This window comes from Streptococcus sp. F0442 (genome assembly GCF_000314795.2).
Classification (GTDB): domain Bacteria; phylum Bacillota; class Bacilli; order Lactobacillales; family Streptococcaceae; genus Streptococcus.
In genome coordinates this window covers 1,040,735-1,059,640 of record NZ_KB373314.1, presented here as the reverse complement: position 1 = coordinate 1,059,640, position 18,906 = coordinate 1,040,735, and the positions used below count along the sequence as shown (strand labels likewise).

At 41.8% G+C, this 18,906-nt stretch carries 19 protein-coding genes; 16 read left to right on the top strand and 3 right to left on the bottom strand.

What is annotated here, in order from left to right:
* The first annotated feature begins 87 nt into the window (after nt 1-87).
* The 6 genes from purR to gap all read left to right on the top strand — a co-directional run bounded on the left by purR (nt 88) and on the right by gap (nt 6,271).
* Nucleotides 88-903, top strand: coding sequence for a pur operon repressor (gene purR / locus HMPREF9186_RS05165; protein WP_037613949.1), 816 nt, complete (start codon nt 88-90; stop codon nt 901-903).
* A 23-nt stretch (nt 904-926) separates the two neighbouring features.
* The gene (locus HMPREF9186_RS05160; RefSeq protein ID WP_009731748.1) at nt 927-1,505 is read left to right on the top strand and encodes a hypothetical protein; all 579 of its coding nucleotides are present in this window, start codon (nt 927-929) and stop codon (nt 1,503-1,505) included.
* A gap of 206 nt (nt 1,506-1,711) precedes the next feature.
* Complete coding sequence (gene rpsL / locus HMPREF9186_RS05155) at nt 1,712-2,125, top strand: 30S ribosomal protein S12 (protein ID WP_001142332.1); 414 nt, start codon at nt 1,712-1,714, stop codon at nt 2,123-2,125.
* Between the two features lie 19 nt (nt 2,126-2,144).
* Nucleotides 2,145-2,615 (top strand): 30S ribosomal protein S7, encoded by a 471-nt coding sequence (gene rpsG / locus HMPREF9186_RS05150; RefSeq protein ID WP_003003105.1) that lies wholly within the window; start codon nt 2,145-2,147, stop codon nt 2,613-2,615.
* 276 nt (nt 2,616-2,891) lie between these two features.
* Nucleotides 2,892-4,973 (top strand): elongation factor G, encoded by a 2,082-nt coding sequence (gene fusA, locus HMPREF9186_RS05145; RefSeq protein WP_009731747.1) that lies wholly within the window; start codon nt 2,892-2,894, stop codon nt 4,971-4,973.
* 287 nt (nt 4,974-5,260) lie between these two features.
* A complete protein-coding gene (gene gap, locus HMPREF9186_RS05140; protein ID WP_009731746.1) occupies nt 5,261-6,271 on the top strand; it encodes a type I glyceraldehyde-3-phosphate dehydrogenase in 1,011 nt (336 codons plus the stop codon).
* A 369-nt stretch (nt 6,272-6,640) separates the two neighbouring features.
* On the opposite strand, the gene HMPREF9186_RS05135 is transcribed toward gap, so the two are convergent.
* Complete coding sequence (locus tag HMPREF9186_RS05135) at nt 6,641-7,348, bottom strand: hypothetical protein (protein ID WP_009731745.1); 708 nt, start codon at nt 7,346-7,348, stop codon at nt 6,641-6,643.
* 139 nt (nt 7,349-7,487) lie between these two features.
* Between HMPREF9186_RS05135 and HMPREF9186_RS05130 the strand changes: the two genes are divergently transcribed.
* The 4 genes from HMPREF9186_RS05130 to glnA all read left to right on the top strand — a co-directional run bounded on the left by HMPREF9186_RS05130 (nt 7,488) and on the right by glnA (nt 11,602).
* The gene (locus HMPREF9186_RS05130; protein WP_009731744.1) at nt 7,488-8,687 is read left to right on the top strand and encodes a phosphoglycerate kinase; all 1,200 of its coding nucleotides are present in this window, start codon (nt 7,488-7,490) and stop codon (nt 8,685-8,687) included.
* 568 nt (nt 8,688-9,255) lie between these two features.
* On the top strand, nt 9,256-9,789 hold the full coding sequence (locus tag HMPREF9186_RS05125; protein ID WP_009731743.1) for an FUSC family protein: 534 nt from the start codon (nt 9,256-9,258) through the stop codon (nt 9,787-9,789).
* 67 nt (nt 9,790-9,856) lie between these two features.
* Nucleotides 9,857-10,216: a MerR family transcriptional regulator gene (locus HMPREF9186_RS05120; RefSeq protein ID WP_009731742.1), complete on the top strand. Its 360-nt coding sequence runs from the start codon at nt 9,857-9,859 to the stop codon at nt 10,214-10,216.
* Nucleotides 10,217-10,255: 39 nt separating this feature from the next.
* Nucleotides 10,256-11,602 (top strand): type I glutamate--ammonia ligase, encoded by a 1,347-nt coding sequence (glnA, locus tag HMPREF9186_RS05115; RefSeq protein WP_009731741.1) that lies wholly within the window; start codon nt 10,256-10,258, stop codon nt 11,600-11,602.
* A gap of 252 nt (nt 11,603-11,854) precedes the next feature.
* On the opposite strand, the gene rnjA is transcribed toward glnA, so the two are convergent.
* Nucleotides 11,855-13,537, bottom strand: a complete 1,683-nt coding sequence (gene rnjA, locus HMPREF9186_RS05110; RefSeq protein WP_009731740.1) for a ribonuclease J1 — start codon at nt 13,535-13,537, stop codon at nt 11,855-11,857.
* A 3-nt stretch (nt 13,538-13,540) separates the two neighbouring features.
* Entirely contained in the window at nt 13,541-13,771 is a 231-nt protein-coding gene (locus HMPREF9186_RS05105; RefSeq protein WP_009731739.1) for a DNA-directed RNA polymerase subunit epsilon, read from the bottom strand.
* Nucleotides 13,772-14,064: 293 nt separating this feature from the next.
* Here HMPREF9186_RS05105 and tsaB point away from each other — a divergent pair, with 293 nt between their 5' ends.
* The 6 genes from tsaB (at nt 14,065) to HMPREF9186_RS05075 (ending at nt 18,849) form a co-directional block, all read left to right on the top strand.
* Nucleotides 14,065-14,748 (top strand): tRNA (adenosine(37)-N6)-threonylcarbamoyltransferase complex dimerization subunit type 1 TsaB, encoded by a 684-nt coding sequence (gene tsaB / locus HMPREF9186_RS05100; RefSeq protein ID WP_009731738.1) that lies wholly within the window; start codon nt 14,065-14,067, stop codon nt 14,746-14,748.
* Nucleotides 14,745-15,185: a ribosomal protein S18-alanine N-acetyltransferase gene (rimI, locus tag HMPREF9186_RS05095; protein ID WP_009731737.1), complete on the top strand. Its 441-nt coding sequence runs from the start codon at nt 14,745-14,747 to the stop codon at nt 15,183-15,185. Before tsaB ends, rimI begins: the two co-directional genes overlap by 4 nt.
* A complete protein-coding gene (gene tsaD / locus HMPREF9186_RS05090; protein ID WP_009731736.1) occupies nt 15,175-16,185 on the top strand; it encodes a tRNA (adenosine(37)-N6)-threonylcarbamoyltransferase complex transferase subunit TsaD in 1,011 nt (336 codons plus the stop codon). Before rimI ends, tsaD begins: the two co-directional genes overlap by 11 nt.
* Before the next feature lie 136 nt (nt 16,186-16,321).
* Nucleotides 16,322-17,302, top strand: a complete 981-nt coding sequence (locus HMPREF9186_RS05085; protein WP_009731735.1) for a hypothetical protein — start codon at nt 16,322-16,324, stop codon at nt 17,300-17,302.
* A 45-nt stretch (nt 17,303-17,347) separates the two neighbouring features.
* Nucleotides 17,348-17,893, top strand: a complete 546-nt coding sequence (locus HMPREF9186_RS05080) for a hypothetical protein (RefSeq protein WP_009731734.1) — start codon at nt 17,348-17,350, stop codon at nt 17,891-17,893.
* Between the two features lie 44 nt (nt 17,894-17,937).
* Entirely contained in the window at nt 17,938-18,849 is a 912-nt protein-coding gene (locus HMPREF9186_RS05075) for a hypothetical protein (protein WP_009731733.1), read from the top strand.
* The last annotated feature ends 57 nt before the right edge of the window (nt 18,850-18,906 follow it).

The window sequence follows — 18,906 nt, the reverse complement described above, 5'->3', positions numbered from 1 at the left end:
TAGGGAAAAACGGCCTTCTGTAAATCAGAATGTTCGTTTTTTTCGCTTCTTATGGTATAATGGTAGAAAAAACTACATGGTGAGAAAATGAAATTAAGAAGAAGTGAACGGATGGTCGTAATTTCTAATTACTTGATCAATCATCCTTATGAATTAACGAGTCTCAATACTTTTGCTGAAAAGTACGAGTCGGCTAAATCCTCTATCTCAGAAGATATCGTGATTATCAAACGGGCTTTTGAAGAGATGGAGATCGGAAATATTGAAACCATTACAGGAGCTGGAGGAGGAGTTGTCTTTACACCGTCTATCTCCGATGAGGAATCTAAAGAAATCGTTGAAGATTTATGTAAACAGCTGTCTGAAAGTGATCGTATTCTTCCAGGTGGCTACATTTATTTATCCGATCTATTGAGCAATCCAAAGATTTTAAATAGCATCGGTCGCATCATTGCCAAAGCCTTCCGTAATAAGAAGATCGATGCTGTTATGACTGTTGCGACTAAAGGGGTTCCCCTAGCCAATGCAGTTGCAAATGTCTTGAATGTTCCATTTGTTATTGTTCGTCGTGACTTGAAAATCACAGAAGGATCAACCGTCAGTGTCAACTATGTATCAGGTTCCAGTGGAGATCGTATTGAAAAAATGTTCCTTTCAAAACGTAGCCTAAAAGCAGGAAGTCGGGTCTTGATTGTTGATGACTTCCTAAAAGGTGGTGGAACGATTAACGGAATGGTCAGCCTCTTGTCTGAATTTGATTCTGAATTAGCAGGAGTTGCAGTCTTTGCAGATAATGCTTCAACCGACCGTGAATTCTTTGAGCACAAATCCTTATTGCGCGTGACCAAGATCGATGTGAAAGAAAACAAATTAAACGTCGAAATTGGGAATATCTTTGATTAAGAAGAACAAAGGAGGATCAAAAAGTGAAAAGAATTTTAGATCGATTTGATAATAGCCCTTTGTGGATTCGCTTGGTGACAGTTCTGTCTCTATCCTTTATTTTAGTCGCTGGTTTGTATACAGTCAAAAAGAACACAGCAGCCCAAGTGACGACAGAGATCCAACCTGCAAAAAAAACAGGTTCCCTTCCAGTGAAAAAAGAAACAAAGGAAGAAAAGGAAAAGAAGGAAGATAAGAAAAATATCGAAGCGGCAGAAAAAGCAGTCGTTCAAATGGAAACGGCTCCAAGTCAGGAGTCTGTAAATGCTGCCCAGACTGCTGTGAAGAAAGTAAAAGATGCGACTCAAAAGCAATCACTTGAGGCTCGTATCCAGTACATCGCGAACTATTATGGTCTTACCTATACAAGCGATGCAGCAACTACACAGCAAAATCAAACGGATGCTAATGCAAATGCCAATGTGAATTCAAATGCGAACGCAAATGTCAATGCGAACGTAGAAGCGGGTGTAAGCAATGCGACAGTTCCAATACAACCACAACCACAGTATGCACCAGTTGCAGAAGCTGGGGTAGAAGAAGTAGTTGAAACAGGACAATAATTAACCTTTCTAACTTCTTGAAAAAATAAAAAAATATCTTGCAATCAAAGTGCCGTCATGTTATAATAATAGACGGTACTTTTTACTTTTGGTCTCTCAAGAGTGTACAGGGACGTGCTGACAAATGTTGCAAAAGTACACACAGATGGTAGCTGTCACCAAGTGTATCATCACCAAAAATAAAAAAAAATCACAGGAGAATGTAGATGCCTACAATTAACCAATTGGTTCGCAAACCGCGTAAATCAAAAGTAGAAAAATCTAAATCACCAGCTTTGAACGTTGGTTACAACAGTCATAAAAAAGTTCAAACAAACGTTTCTTCACCACAAAAACGTGGTGTTGCAACTCGTGTTGGAACAATGACACCTAAAAAACCGAACTCTGCCCTTCGTAAATTCGCTCGTGTACGTTTGAGCAACTTGATCGAAGTTACTGCCTACATCCCAGGTATCGGACACAACTTGCAAGAACACAGCGTGGTTCTTCTTCGTGGTGGACGTGTAAAAGACCTTCCAGGGGTACGTTACCATATCGTCCGTGGTGCACTTGATACTGCAGGTGTTAACGATCGTAAACAAGGCCGTTCTAAATACGGTACGAAACGTCCAAAAGCATAATGAAAGGGGATAAAGAGAAATGAGTCGTAAAAATAGAGCTCCAAAGCGCGATGTATTGCCAGATCCGCTTTACAATTCACAATTAGTTACTCGTCTTATCAACCGCGTTATGCTTGATGGTAAACGTGGTACAGCTGCTTCAATCGTTTACGGAGCTTTCGAACAAATTAAAGAAGCTACTGGAAACGATGCTCTTGAAGTATTCGAAACAGCTATGGAAAACATCATGCCTGTACTTGAAGTACGTGCTCGCCGTGTCGGTGGTTCTAACTACCAAGTCCCAGTTGAAGTTCGTCCAGAACGTCGTACAACACTTGGACTTCGTTGGTTGGTAACCATCGCTCGTCAACGTGGTGAACACACAATGGTTGATCGCCTTGCAAAAGAAATCTTGGATGCAGCGAACAACACTGGTGCAGCAGTTAAGAAACGTGAAGACACTCACCGTATGGCTGAAGCTAACCGTGCCTTCGCACACTTCCGTTGGTAAGATCATGATGCTAGGAACGGCAGGGATGCAAGGTGAAAATAGGAAACTGACGCAGTATTCCATGAATACAAGGAAGTTTATCTTTTTCATACAGCATCCCGTTCCGGCTCAAATCGGCTAACTAACTTTAGTTCGAGATCAATTCAACTTATCATCTCGTAAGTTGAAACCAATCAAACAGGATAGTCAATGAGAACGGGTAGGTCCTGCCTATCCGTTTTTGTTAAATCATGTTATAATAGTATAGAAATAAAAAATATAGGAGAACAAAACCTCATGGCACGCGAATTTTCACTTGAAAAAACTCGTAATATCGGTATCATGGCTCACGTCGATGCTGGTAAAACAACTACAACTGAGCGTATCCTTTACTACACTGGTAAGATTCATAAAATCGGTGAAACTCACGAAGGTGCGTCACAAATGGACTGGATGGAGCAAGAGCAAGAACGTGGTATCACCATCACATCTGCTGCGACAACAGCTCAATGGAAAGACACTCGTGTAAACATCATCGACACACCAGGACACGTGGACTTCACTATCGAAGTACAACGTTCACTCCGTGTTTTGGACGGTGCTGTAACCGTTCTTGACTCACAATCAGGTGTTGAGCCTCAAACAGAAACAGTTTGGCGTCAAGCAACTGAATACGGAGTTCCTCGTATCGTATTCGCCAACAAGATGGATAAAATCGGTGCTGACTTCCTTTACTCAGTAAGCACTCTTCATGACCGTCTTCAAGCAAATGCTCACCCAATTCAATTGCCAATCGGTTCAGAAGATGACTTCCGTGGAATCATCGACTTGATCAAGATGAAAGCTGAAATCTACACCAACGACCTTGGTACTGATATTCTTGAAGAAGATATTCCAGCTGAATACCTTGAACAAGCTCAAGAATACCGTGAAAAATTGATCGAAGCAGTTGCTGAAACTGATGAAGATTTGATGATGAAATACCTTGAAGGTGAAGAAATCACAAATGAAGAATTGAAAGCTGGTATCCGTAAAGCAACTATCAACGTTGAATTCTTCCCAGTATTGTGTGGTTCAGCCTTCAAGAACAAAGGGGTTCAATTGATGTTGGATGCAGTCCTTGACTACCTTCCAAGCCCACTTGATATCCCAGCGATTAAAGGTATCGACCCAGATACAGACGAACAAGTGGAACGTCCAGCATCTGACGAAGAGCCATTTGCAGCGCTTGCCTTCAAGATCATGACAGACCCATTCGTAGGTCGTTTGACATTCTTCCGTGTTTACTCAGGTGTCTTGAACTCAGGTTCTTATGTATTGAACACTACAAAAGGTAAACGTGAACGTATCGGACGTATCCTTCAAATGCACGCCAACACTCGTATGGAAATTGAAACAGTTTACTCTGGAGATATCGCTGCAGCTGTTGGTTTGAAAGATACTACAACTGGTGACTCATTGACTGATGAGAAAGCAAAAGTTATCCTTGAGTCAATCGAAGTTCCAGAACCAGTTATCCAATTGATGGTTGAGCCTAAATCTAAAGCAGACCAAGATAAGATGGGTATTGCCCTTCAAAAATTGGCTGAAGAAGATCCAACATTCCGTGTTGAAACAAACCCTGAAACTGGTGAAACAGTTATCTCTGGTATGGGTGAGTTGCACTTGGATGTCCTTGTTGACCGTATGAAACGTGAATTCAAGGTTGAAGCAAACGTTGGTGCTCCTCAAGTATCTTACCGTGAAACATTCCGCGCTTCTACACAAGCACGTGGATTCTTCAAACGTCAATCTGGTGGTAAAGGTCAGTTTGGTGATGTTTGGATCGAATTTACTCCAAACGAAGAAGGTAAAGGATTCGAGTTCGAAAATGCTATCGTCGGTGGTGTGGTTCCACGTGAATTCATCCCTGCAGTAGAAAAAGGACTTCAAGAATCTATGGCAAACGGTGTCCTTGCTGGCTACCCAATGGTTGACGTGAAAGCGAAGCTTTATGATGGTTCATACCACGATGTCGACTCATCTGAAACTGCCTTCAAGATCGCTGCATCTCTTGCTCTTAAAGAAGCAGCTAAATCAGCACAACCAGCTATCCTTGAACCAATGATGCTTGTAACCATCACAGTTCCTGAAGAAAACCTTGGGGACGTTATGGGTCACGTAACTGCTCGTCGTGGACGTGTTGACGGTATGGAAGCACACGGTGCAAGCCAAATCGTTCGCGCTTATGTACCACTTGCTGAAATGTTCGGTTACGCTACTGTCCTTCGTTCTGCAACTCAAGGACGTGGTACTTTCATGATGGTATTTGACCACTACGAAGATGTACCGAAATCAGTACAAGAAGAAATCATTAAAAAAGCTAAAGGTGAAGCATAATTCATCTAAACTCAAAAGCTCCTCCCAGTTAGGGAAGGGCTTTTGTTTTTTTAAAAGATTATATTAGGTTTGAGGGTGAAAATAAGATTTTTTCTATGACCGAGAACTTTGTGAAAAACTTTAATAAAATAGGATATACTCTGCGATAAATCGTGCTTTTCTTGGGGAAATAGTTGCTTTTTAATGCAATAAAGTATATAATAGAGACTGTTAAAAGATGTTTGGCGCTGTGTCAAGTTACTTTTTTCACAAAAAATTTTTTGATTTTCATAAGGAGGAAATCACGAATGGTAGTTAAAGTTGGTATTAACGGTTTCGGTCGTATCGGTCGTCTTGCTTTCCGTCGTATCCAAAACGTAGAAGGTGTTGAAGTTACTCGCATCAACGACCTTACAGATCCAGTTATGCTTGCACACTTGTTGAAATATGACACAACTCAAGGTCGTTTCGACGGTACTGTGGAAGTTAAAGAAGGTGGATTCGAAGTTAACGGTAAATTCGTTAAAGTTTCTGCTGAACGTGATCCAGAACAAATCGACTGGGCTAACGACGGTGTAGAAATCGTTCTTGAAGCAACTGGTTTCTTTGCTAAGAAAGAAGCTGCTGAAAAACACTTGCATGCAGGTGGAGCTAAGAAAGTTGTTATCACTGCTCCTGGTGGAAATGACGTTAAAACAGTCGTATTCAACACTAACCACGATGTTCTTGATGGTACTGAAACAGTTATCTCAGGTGCTTCATGTACTACAAACTGCTTGGCACCAATGGCTAAAGCTCTTCAAGATAACTTCGGTGTTGTTGAAGGATTGATGACTACTATCCACGCTTACACTGGTGACCAAATGATCCTTGATGGACCACACCGTGGTGGTGACCTTCGTCGTGCACGCGCTGGTGCTGCTAACATCGTTCCTAACTCAACTGGTGCTGCTAAAGCAATCGGTTTGGTTATCCCTGAATTGAACGGTAAATTGGATGGATCTGCACAACGCGTTCCAACTCCAACTGGTTCAGTTACTGAATTGGTAGCTGTTCTTGAAAAGAACGTTACTGTTGATGAAGTAAATGCAGCTATGAAAGCAGCAGCTAACGAATCATACGGCTACACTGAAGATCCAATCGTATCTTCAGATATCGTAGGTATGTCTTACGGTTCATTGTTTGACGCAACTCAAACTAAAGTTCTTGACGTTGACGGTAAACAATTGGTTAAAGTTGTTTCATGGTATGACAACGAAATGTCTTACACTGCACAACTTGTTCGTACTCTTGAATACTTCGCAAAAATTGCTAAATAATTCATGTGTATGAAGAGAGGAGGGTTCCCTCCTCTTTTTTTCTTTTTTAGTTATGGCATAAGACTAGATGAATTGAAAGTGAGGAATCGATTAGATTTTCGTATTCTTGCTTAGAGCTTTTCAATACAGATGAAGGAAATGTGCTTCTACAGAGCGGATCCTGCTCTGCTGAAGGTGGGAGTTTCAAAACTAGTTCCAACAAAGACAAGTATAGAGCATGCTCCTAAAAGGTGAGAAGGGATTCTTCTAACAAGGAGGTTCCTGGATAGAAAGAAGTATACTCTAGCGATGATCTTTTGGATGTGCTGACTAAAATATAAAGACCTCTTCTGTACTTGTCAAGAGAGGTTTGATCTTGTTTAAACAATCTTAAAAGGCATTCCAAAGGAAGAAAAAGATCAGAATACAGCCCCAAGCATTTCCTGTACGTCTATGAACTTGGAGCATTCCATAAATTAGAATGAATACAGTCGCTTCTTGAAGGAGTAACAAGGAGTCACGGCCGATCATCCTGTGGACGAGCAAGCAGATCAAGGTGCAAACAAAGGCTCCAAGATTCCACATCCCCTTTTCTTTCTGAGGATAGCGGAGGTTGATCTTTTGGGCAATTAAGACATAATGAAAGCCTTCCCAGAATCCCCATATAAGAGAAATGAAGAGATAACCTAAGAAATTGATGGGGAAGGGACTAGCTAAGACTTCTTTAGTTAGGAGGATGGATTGAAAAGGAAGATAGGAGTGTACCTGGCCTGAAGCCATGAGAAAAATAAGAAGAGGTAAGGCAAACAGGGCTGTTTGAAGGAGTGTTGGGAAGATTTCTTTTCCGACTAATCCATATTTCTGTATACCTTCCTGGCGATAGATCAGGATGACGCTAGCTCCCAAGCCCGCTATAGAAAATTGACAAAGTAAGAGAACGAATAAGCGCATCCAGAGAGAATGGTCTGGGTTTCGACTGAAGCTGATGATCGGCTCCTGGAAAGCTAGAAAGCCTATTAGAGGAAGAAAGGTGAGAAGTGCTAGGATATTTAAATCTTGATCGGCTTCTCTTTGTTGAGTGGATAATCCTTGTTTCATCTTGTTCTCCTTTTTTATCCTATTATAGGGTCTCTGGGCTGGACTGTCAATTAGAGGGGAAAAGCTTGGGTTTTTCTACCTCTTTTACAGCTTTTGTGATATAATTATCATGTATAAAAAATAGAAGGAGTCATATCCAATGGCAAAATTGACTGTTAAAGACGTTGACTTGAAAGGGAAAAAAGTTCTCGTTCGTGTTGACTTCAACGTACCTGTAAAAGATGGCGTGATTACTAACGACAACCGTATCACTGCAGCTCTTCCAACTATCAAGTACATCCTTGAACAAGGTGGACGTGCAATTCTTTTCTCTCACCTTGGACGTGTGAAAGAAGAAGCAGATAAAGAAGGTAAATCACTTGCTCCTGTAGCTGCTGACTTGGCTGCTAAATTGGGTCAAGACGTTACTTTCCTTCCAGGTGTTACTCGTGGTGCTGAATTAGAAGCAGCGATTAACGCTCTTGAAGATGGACAAGTTCTCTTGGTTGAAAACACTCGTTTCGAAGATGTTGACGGCAAGAAAGAATCTAAAAATGATCCTGAACTTGGTAAATACTGGGCATCACTTGGAGATGGTATCTTCGTAAACGATGCATTCGGTACAGCTCACCGTGCACACGCATCTAATGTTGGTATCTCAGCAAACGTTGAAAAAGCAGTTGCTGGATTCCTTCTTGAAAACGAAATTGCTTACATCCAAGAAGCAGTTGAAGCTCCAGAACGTCCATTCGTGGCTATCCTTGGTGGTTCAAAAGTTTCAGACAAGATCGGTGTGATTGAAAACTTGCTTGAAAAAGCTGATAAAGTTCTTATCGGTGGTGGGATGACTTACACATTCTACAAAGCACAAGGGATCGAAATCGGTAACTCACTTGTAGAAGAAGACAAATTGGATGTGGCTAAAGCTCTTCTTGAAAAAGCAAACGGCAAATTGATCTTGCCAGTTGACTCAAAAGAAGCGAACGCATTTGCTGACTACACTGAAGTGAAAGACACTGAAGGTGAAGCAGTAGACCCAGGATTCCTTGGTTTGGATATCGGTCCTAAATCTATCGCTAAATTTGACGAAGCTTTGACTGGTGCTAAAACAGTTGTATGGAATGGACCAATGGGTGTATTTGAAAACCCTGACTTCCAAGCTGGTACAATCGGTGTGATGGACGCTATCGTGAAACAACCAGGTGTTAAATCAATCATCGGTGGTGGTGACTCAGCTGCCGCAGCGATCAACCTTGGACGTGCAGACAAGTTCTCATGGATTAGTACGGGCGGAGGCGCTTCAATGGAACTCCTTGAAGGTAAAGTATTGCCAGGTTTGGCTGCACTTACAGAAAAATAATTTCAGCCCGTTAGTCTCTACAAAATCCTGATTTTGTAGAAAAAGGAACAAAACTGAAACGTTAACAAAAAGGTGGCTCTGTCACCTTTTTGTGTTAGTGTAGGTATTTGTGACGCGGTGGTGGAGCTTCAATGGAACTTCTTGAAGGTAAAGTTCTTCCAGGACTTGCAGCCTTGACTGAAAAATAAGACGGTTCCTCATGAACCATAGAAGAAGCACCGAAAGGTGCTTTTTTTAGAATGTATACAAACTAATTTTTATATAAGATAAGTGATTCTGTATCGAAATAAAATGTGATCTCATTTTTGAAATTAATCAAGAAAATCCAGAAACTTTCCGCCGTGAGAAAAGTGCTTGAAACATTTGTTTCAAGGACTCGGGAGTTTTGAAACTTTAGGTTCAAAACTAAGTCATGGAACTTCTTCGAAGTTCGCTGACGTCCGTACTCACCTAAGGAAAGTTTTTAAGATGACTTTGTAGAGTAGAAGGAAGCTAGTCGATCTTCATTTCCCTGCTTGAACCTTTCTGGAAATATGTTAGAATAAAAGAGATAGAAAGATAGGGGACAATGGATTACTTTAAACGACATAAATTTGACCGTTCCAAATTTCGATTGGGAATGCGAACCTTCAAAACAGGGATAGCCGTTTTTCTGGTTCTATTGATTTTTGGGATCTTTGGCTGGCGGGGCTTGCAGATTGGGGCACTGACAGCTGTCTTTAGTTTGAGAGAAGATTTTGATAAGAGTGTTCACTTCGGAGCTTCGCGTGTCATGGGCAACAGCATCGGTGGTTTTTATGCTCTGCTGTTCTTTATGATTAAGATCCTCTTCCACAATGCTTTTTGGGTAACCCTGATTTTTGTGCCCATTGCGACCATGTTAACCATTATGACCAATGTCGCTATGAACAACAAAGCTGGAATCATCGGTGGTGTTTCAGCCATGTTGATTATTACTCTCTCGATTCCGACAGGAGAAACTTTCCTATATGTTTTTGCCCGCATCTTTGAAACCTTTATCGGAGTCTTCGTTGCGATTTTGGTTAATTCAGATGTGGATCGCATTCGTGACCTTCTTAAGAAGTACAAAAAACCTATGTGAGATTATGTAACATTTAATCTTGACATAGATTTTTTTTTCGATATAATAGAATAGAAAGAGGAATGGTATGAAGGAAAAGGAATTACGACGCTCGCTGGCAGTCTTTCCGATTGGAAGTGTTATGAAGCTGACCGACTTGACAGCTCGCCAGATTCGTTATTATGAAGATCAAGGGTTAATTTCTCCTGATCGAACGGAAGGCAATCGTCGCATGTATTCATTGGACAATATGGATCGCCTGTTGGAGATTAAAGATTATATCTCAGATGGCTTAAATATTGCGGATATCAAGAAGAGATATGCGGAAAAAGAGCAAGAGCAAAACAAGGTGGTTAGCCAAGAAGAGATTCGTAAGGCTCTTCATCGTGATATTGTTCAACAGAGTCGCTTCACATCTTCCCCATCGCCATATGGTCAATTTCGTTGATCATTTCATAAGCTTGTAATCTATTTTAAGGAGACAAAAATGTCAATTACTGCTGCAGATATTCGCCGTGAAGTGAAAGAAAAAAATGTTACTTTTATTCGCTTGATGTTTTCAGATATTTTGGGAACGATGAAGAACGTCGAAATTCCAGCTACCGATGAGCAACTGGATAAGGTTCTGTCAAACAAGGCTATGTTTGATGGTTCCTCTATCGAAGGATTTGTCCGCATCAACGAGTCAGACATGTATCTGTACCCAGATTTGGATACATGGACAGTCTTCCCTTGGGGAGATGAAAATGGTAGCGTAGCTGGCTTGATCTGTGATGTCTATACGACAGAAGGGGAGCCATTTGCAGGAGACCCACGTGGTAATTTGAAACGGGCCCTTCGTCATATGGAAGAGCTTGGATTCAAGTCCTTTAACCTTGGTCCAGAACCTGAATTCTTCCTCTTCAAGTTGGACGAAAATGGAGATCCAACTCTTGAAGTAAACGACAAAGGTGGCTATTTTGACTTGGCTCCAACAGATCTTGCAGATAACACTCGTCGTGAAATCGTGAATGTCTTGACCAAGATGGGCTTTGAAGTAGAAGCCAGTCACCACGAAGTGGCCGTTGGTCAGCATGAAATTGACTTCAAATATGATGAAGTGTTGCGTGCTTGTGATAAGATCCAAATCTTTAAACTTGTTGTAAAAACCATTGCTCGTAAACATGGTTTGTACGCAACCTTTATGGCTAAACCTAAATTTGGAATTGCTGGATCAGGTATGCACTGTAATATGTCTCTCTTTGACCAAGATGGCAAGAATGCTTTCTTTGATCCAGAAGATCCACGTGGGATGCAATTGTCAGAAACAGCCTACCACTTCTTGGGTGGCTTGATCAAACATGCCTACAACTTTACGGCTGTGACCAACCCAACTGTCAACTCATACAAACGTTTAGTTCCAGGATATGAAGCACCCGTTTACATCGCTTGGGCAGGACGCAACCGTTCCCCATTGGTTCGTGTACCAGCTTCACGTGGGATGGGAACTCGTTTGGAATTGCGTTCCGTAGACCCAATGGCTAATCCATACATTGCCTTGGCAGTCTTGCTTGAAGTTGGACTACATGGTATTGAAAACAAAATCGAAGCACCTGCTCCGATCGAAGAAAATATCTATGTAATGACACCGGAAGAACGCAGAGCAGCTGGAATTACAGATCTACCTTCTACCCTTCACAATGCCTTGAAAGCCTTGACTGAAGATGATGTGGTAAAAGCCGCCTTGGGTGAGCACATCTACACCAGCTTCCTTGAAGCCAAACGAATTGAATGGGCAAGCTACGCTACCTTCGTATCACAATGGGAAGTAGACAACTATCTAGATCTTTATTAAGAAACAAGAGCAAAGAGAGTGGGACAGAAATCAGTAATTCGTTAGAATTCGATTTCGTCGTCCCACCTCCGCACGGTTGAGTAGGGCTGTAAAAGCTGATGAAATCAGCGTAGTAAAGCCCACTCAACCACTGCGTCTTGCTCGACAATCCAAAAACAATTAAGAGGCTAGGACTTTTGTCCCAGCCTCTTCTTTGCTTTTCAAAATGCAAGAATAAAACCAGTTGGGACAGGTGCCTCAACTGGTTATTTTTTAATTTTCGTCATCTGGTGTGAGAATCATTGGGATAATGATGGGTTCACGTTCCGTACTTTCGTATAGGAATGGGCGAAGGGCATTGACAATCGCACCATTAACAGTTTGGATATTGGCATCCTTGTTCTTCAGGGCGATACGAATGGCATTGAAGAGGATGCGTTGGCTTTCACGGATCAAATCCCCTGATTCACGCATGTAGATGAAGCCGCGGCTGAGAATATCTGGTCCAGCTAAAATCATTTTTGACTTGAAGTCAACAGTTGCAACAGCAAGCACGACACCGTCTTCGGATAAGTCTCTCCGGTCACGGAGAACGGCAGCTCCGATTTCACCGATGCGGTTTCCATCGACATAGATGTCTTGGGCATTAAAGCTTCCTGCAATACGAGCAGAGTTGGCTGTAAGGGCGAGGACATCACCGTTACTCATGATGAAGATATTGTCTTTTTCTACTCCGCAATCACGCGCAAGTCCTGCGTGGATCTTCTGCATCCGGTATTCACCATGGACAGGCATGAAGTATTTTGGTTTGATCAAGCGGAGCATGAGTTTTTGTTCTTGTTGCCCCCCGTGTCCAGATGTATGGATGTTGTTGATCTTCCCGTGAATGACATCGACACCCGCTTCAGAAATCGTATTGATCAATTTATTCACACTGGTTGTATTCCCAGGAATCGGACTAGATGAGAAGATAACGGTATCTCCTGGTTGGAGTTGCACTTGGCGGTGGGTTCCATTGGCGATCCGAGAAAGGGCTGCCATCGGCTCTCCTTGGCTTCCTGTACACATGATCAGGATTTCATTAGCCGCATAGTCTTTGATCTCATTTGGCTCGATAATGGTTCCAGCAGGGACCTTGATGTAGCCAAGCTCGATTCCATTGACAATGGCTTTTTCCATGGAGCGTCCAAAGACCACGATCTTACGACCAGTCTTGACAGCAGCCTCCGCTGCTTGTTGGAGACGGAAGATATTTGACGCAAAGGAAGCAAAGATGATGCGTCCATGGATGCCTTCGATGATCTTCAGGATGGATTGGCCAACTACTTTTTCAGAGTTGGTGAAGGTTGGGATTTCTGCGTTGGTTGAGTCTGAGAGCAGACAGAGAACGCCTTCTTCCCCAAGGGCCGCCATCCGATGGAGGTCGGCTGGTTCACCAACAGGTGTAAAGTCAAATTTGAAGTCTCCGGTACAGACAATCTTTCCTTGAGGGGTGTGAATCACAATCCCCAATGGTTCTGGAATCGAGTGGGTCGTACGGAAGAAGGTTGCTTTAAGATTTTTAAATTGAAGCTCAGTGTTTTGGTTGATTTCGTAGAGTTTAGCATCGCGAAGAAGGCCATGCTCTTCTAATTTTCCACGGATCAAGGCAAGCGCTAAAGGCCCAGCATAGATAGGGACATTGGCTTGTTTCAACAGGAAAGGAATCCCACCGATGTGGTCTTCGTGTCCGTGGGTAATGAGGACCGCTTTGACACGATCGATATTATCAACGATATAAGAGTAATCAGGGATCACATAGTCGATTCCAAGGAGGTCATCTTCTGGAAATTTGATCCCGGCATCGACAATGATGATTTCATCTTTGTATTCGATCCCGTAGGTATTTTTCCCGATTTCTCCAAGTCCACCAATGGCAAATACACCAACTTCTTCAGGTTTTAAGGTATAAGCCATGGATTAGTACTCCGTTAGTTTAAAGGCACCTGACTCTTTCTCGTAAGCAAGGTGTTGCTCAGAAAGTGGTGTGATAAATTCAATGTTGAAATCGGTGTTTTGTTCAACCAATTGACGTGCTTGGATGCGTCCTTCGCGTTCGTTTGGTGCATCAATATCAAGATAAAGTGCATGTGTCGTTTCGCGACGAGGGTTTCGTTCTTTTGTTTTCTGATAAAAAACTTTGTAAATCATGAAGTAATTTTCCTTTCATTATTTCGGTCCATTTTGTTGGGTGCGAAGGAGTGCAATCACTAGAGTTTCCTACTCGCAACTAGCAGACCTGATTCGATACAATTAATTATCATTATATCATAAATTCGCCTGTAAGTAAAAGGTAGACTGGAAAAGACGGAGAGACAAAGTCCTATAATAGGTAAGCTTTTGAGCTGTTTTGGATATGAAAATCCTCCTCTCTAAAGGAGAGTTTCGCTGGGATTTGAAGGGAATTTGTAGTATAATATAATCCAGTTCAAGAGGAGTAGGAAATGAAATTATTAGCATTTGATACCTCGAGTAAGGCTCTTTCTGTAGCAATTTTAGAAGATGAGACTCTACTTGCAGAAACAACACTCACCATTAAAAAGAATCACAGTATTACCTTGATGCCGGTCATTGACTTTTTGATGCAACAAATCGATTTGAAACCCAAGGACTTGGACCACATCGTGGTGGCAGAGGGTCCTGGGAGTTACACCGGACTGCGCATTGCGGTCGCAACCGCAAAGACCTTGGCTCATACCTTAGGGATTGAATTGGTCGGGGTTTCGAGCCTCTTAGCCCTAGTGCCAGATGGTCTAGAAGGTTTAGTAGTGCCTGTCATGGATGCCCGTCGGAACAACGTTTATGCGGGTTTTTACCAAAATGATCAGCTGGTCGCACCTGAAGGGCATTTTCCGTTTGAAGAGGTCTTAGAGCGTGCAGCAACGAGTGAGCAGGTCACCTTTGTCGGAGAGGTCACGGCTTTTAAGGATCAGATTGCCTCTAGCCTGCCAAGTGCTACTTGCTCTGAAACGCTGCCGGATGCAGTGAAAATCGGACGTCTCGGCCTCAAACAAGTACCTGCTAGCCTCCATGATTTTGTCCCCAATTATCTCAAACGGGTCGAAGCAGAGGAAAATTGGCTCAAAGACCACAAGGAAACAACGACCTCCTACATCAAGCGTCTATGATCAAAGTAGAAATCAAAAAGGGACGAATTCAGGATGCAGCCGCCATTCTTGCTGTGATGGAAGATGTCTATGGCCACAGCCCCTGGAAGTTGGAGCAGATTGAAGCCGATTTAGAGAAGGCATCAAGTACTTATTTCATAGCTCTGGATGAGGAGCGGCAAGTCCTTGGGTTTGTCGCCATTCAAGAGTCTCTCTATGAAGCAGAGGTCCTGCAGATTGCAGTCAAGCGCGCCTTTCAGGGCCAAGGCCTAGCTCAGCAGTTACTCGCGCAGTTGCCGGACCAAAAAGAGATTTTTTTAGAAGTGCGCGTGTCCAATCAACCGGCCCAAGGCCTATACAAAAAAATGCACTTTGAAGAAATTGCACGGAGGAAAAACTACTATCACGATCCCATAGAGGATGCCGTGATCATGAAGAGGAACCCGAATGAAAGATAGATATATTTTGGCTTTTGAGACATCGTGTGATGAGACCAGCGTGGCTGTCTTGAAAAATGACGACCAACTCTTATCCAATGTCATTGCCAGTCAAATCGAAAGTCACAAGCGTTTTGGTGGGGTAGTGCCTGAGGTAGCCTCTCGTCACCATGTGGAAGTCATCACCGCTTGTATTAAAGAAGCTCTGGAAGAAGCCGGCATAACAGAAGCTGATGTCTCAGCTGTGGCTGTCACCTACGGTCCAGGACTGGTTGGGGCTCTGTTAGTCGGCCTAGCAGCGGCTAAGGCCTTTGCCTGGGCGCACGGCCTCCCTTTGATTCCTGTCAATCATATGGCAGGACACTTGATGGCCGCTCAAAGCGTGGAGCCCTTAGAATTTCCGCTCTTAGCCTTGCTGGTGAGTGGAGGACATACAGAGCTGGTCTACGTCAGTGAGGCAGGTGATTATAAGATTGTTGGGGAAACGCGTGATGATGCGGTTGGTGAGGCTTATGACAAGGTCGGGCGCGTGATGGGCTTGACCTATCCAGCAGGACGTGAGATTGATCAGCTGGCCCACCAAGGGGCTGATATCTATGATTTCCCACGGGCTATGATCAAGGAAGACAATCTGGAATTCTCTTTTTCAGGGCTCAAATCAGCTTTTATCAATCTGCACCATAATGCCCAGCAAAAAGGAGAAAGTCTCTCTAATGCGGACCTATCAGCGAGTTTTCAAGCAGCCGTCTTAGACATTCTCATGGCCAAGACCAAGAAGGCTTTGGAGAAATATCCAGTCAAGACTTTAGTCGTTGCGGGTGGGGTCGCAGCCAACCAAGGCCTTCGTGAACGCCTGGCTTCTGACATCACGGATGTTAAGGTCATCATCCCACCTCTGCGTCTCTGCGGGGACAATGCAGGGATGATTGCCTATGCCAGTGTTAGTGAATGGAACAAAGAAAACTTCGCAGGCTTGGATCTTAATGCCAAACCAAGCCTAGCCTTTGAGGGAATTGAATAAGATAAAGGAGCCAATTGGATGTGTAAGGTCCAATGGCTTTTTTGCTGGAATCTCACCAACTAGTAGCGGATTTGCGAGTCGAAAGAAAATTCGGTATGATAGAGGGAATAAAACTGAGGTGGAAGAGAGAATAGAGATGAAAAAAGAAAAGAGATCTAAATATAGAATTGGCACGATGCTTGTCTTTGCGGTCTGTTTGCTACTGGTTGCAGGATGCGAATCACAAAAGAAAATTGAAAAAAGTGATAAGAGTAAAGAGTCCTACGAATTTTCGGTCTATAATGCGAAATCCGACATTAAAGACTTTCAATTTATCCATGCTAAAAATGGGCTTGTGGTCGAATGGAAGTTTGATGAAAAAGAACGGAAGAAATCTTTGAAGTCTCCCGATTCATCAGATTGGGTTGAGGTGAACTCTAATTATTTGGTTAGACAAAGAAACAGAGTAAGAGGTATTATTCCATCGAAAAAAATGAAGTCGGATGAATATGCCCATTTAGAGATTTATGATTTGACAGGGAGTAAGGCGAAACGAAAGGAAGTCGATCTTTGGAAGATGATGGTGGAGTATGTAAAAAATGATGATTTCGAACTCTATGGATCTTTTCCAACTCTTCGAAAAATGAATGGGAATGATTACGCTATCATTAAAATTAGGAAGCAAACTCAGCCACGTTATTTCTTACTTAATCTTAAAACCCTTAAAATTGATAAAGAAATAACGGAAGAAGACGTAAATGAGAAAAATAGAGTGTATCTCTCCATTTCTACCCTTGAGGGTTACACTGCTGGAGTTCTTCCGTTTGATAATTATTTTTGGAAGGAAAAATCTTTCAAAGGGGATATCAATTTAAGAGCGTCTTATCCGACTGCATTTAACCTCTTTTCAAAACCAGAAGGTTTTGCGTATAAAGTGATTAATTCTGAGAATGGTGTGATTACGAATGGGAAAGAACTGATAGATCTAGAAACAGAATTTCTTACATTAGGTTCCTCTGTGTACGATTATGCCTATCTACCTAAAGAACTGAGTGTAGAAAATAAAGATACGAAAATCTCTCAGTTCGATGAGATTCAACAGTATTATAACGGTAAACCTATTTCAAATTGGTACTGAGAGGATTTATAGAACATATACAAGGAGAGTGAAAAAGAGGTTGTTATGCAAACAATGATTAATTTAGGGATATGGGAGAACAAGAATTACCATTTTGATTGGGAGGAAAAAGTCATACTAGAAGAGACATCTTCTCCTAACTACTGGTCTTATGTACTGCTCCCTATTACATTATTTATTATTAACAAAATTTCGGATGGATTAGCGGAGTATGGAATATTTGACAATCAGTTGGTCCGGCTTGGAACGATTCCAATTTTAGGTGTTATCTCCTACTTCCTTGCTGCTTGGATCATTCGATATTACCATGCAAGCCTGAAATTACAGACATCCAAGTTAGAAGAGGATCAAAGCAAAAAGTTGATCAGGTCCTTGAAGAGACGGAAGGTGTACTTTACATTTCTGGTCAATCTTTTTAGGTGCCTAACTGTAGCCGCTATTCTTTTGTTTGTCATCGGAAATGAAACCATTGTAGCACTCTTTTTGATGATTAGTTTTATAGTGATATTTATGTTCAAATTTGATTACCAATTATCTAAATGGCTCGATATGATAGAGATCATATCTCAAGAAGTGGAAAACGGTAATTAAGGAAATCTCTGATGGGCATGAGGCCTTTGAAAAAGTAGGTGGACGTGTTGAAAAAAATTTTAAGTTTGAAACTGGTTTGTCTAGCAATTATTGTAGTCGGTTTAGTATTCTATTTTAAACCTTCAGATACTAATAAAAAACCTATCGAAAAGAGACCTAGCTCAACAGAAGTCATTCATGAAGGGAATCTCAAGGATGTTCAGCTATTTGGTGAGAAAAATCAATTTGTTTTGAGTAAGGATCTGACCTTGGTTGATGGGAAGTATCTGGTTGGTTTTGACTATGTAAATGGGGATGAAGATATAAAAAAGAAGTATATTGGATTTCGATATTACGATATTGACAATCAATTTAAAGAAACAACCGTAAATGTTTTAGATGAGATTCGAAAGACAGCACCAAAAGCTTTTATTAATGATTATCAAATAAACATTAATAGCGGAGTGAGTGTTGTGGATATGGGATATTATATGTCTCGTAGAGCAATGGAACGTGATATCGGTGATGAGAAAAATATTTATTACAAGTTGGATGAACAGAAATACTACAGCAAGTATGCCATCCCAGAGGGCAGTGCAGTTAAGGAAAAAATTATAGACTATACAAATTTAATGGAATTAATCGATAAAAATACTGGTTTTGACCTTCAAGCAGGATTTAAATTTCAGAAACAGGCCAAGAATGTAAACACAGATATTAATTTATTTGCAATTTATCCGGAATTCAAAGAGAAAATGTTGAGTGGTAAGTACTGGATTGAGCCTAGATTACAGTTATTAAGTAGTAAGGAATGGTTTGATACTCTTCTTCATTGGTTTGCACCTAAAGGACAGGACGTCTTACCTGGTGTAAAAATTGAAGCTCAGTACTCAATAGATGGTCAAGAACATGAAATTCGTTCTTATGATGAGTTTAAACAATATTACAATGGAAAAGGTGGTGAATTAATCGATTAGAGAGAGCAGTTGCCTCCCCTAGCTTTCCTATCAGAATCCTTTTTTTACTCATTTTCT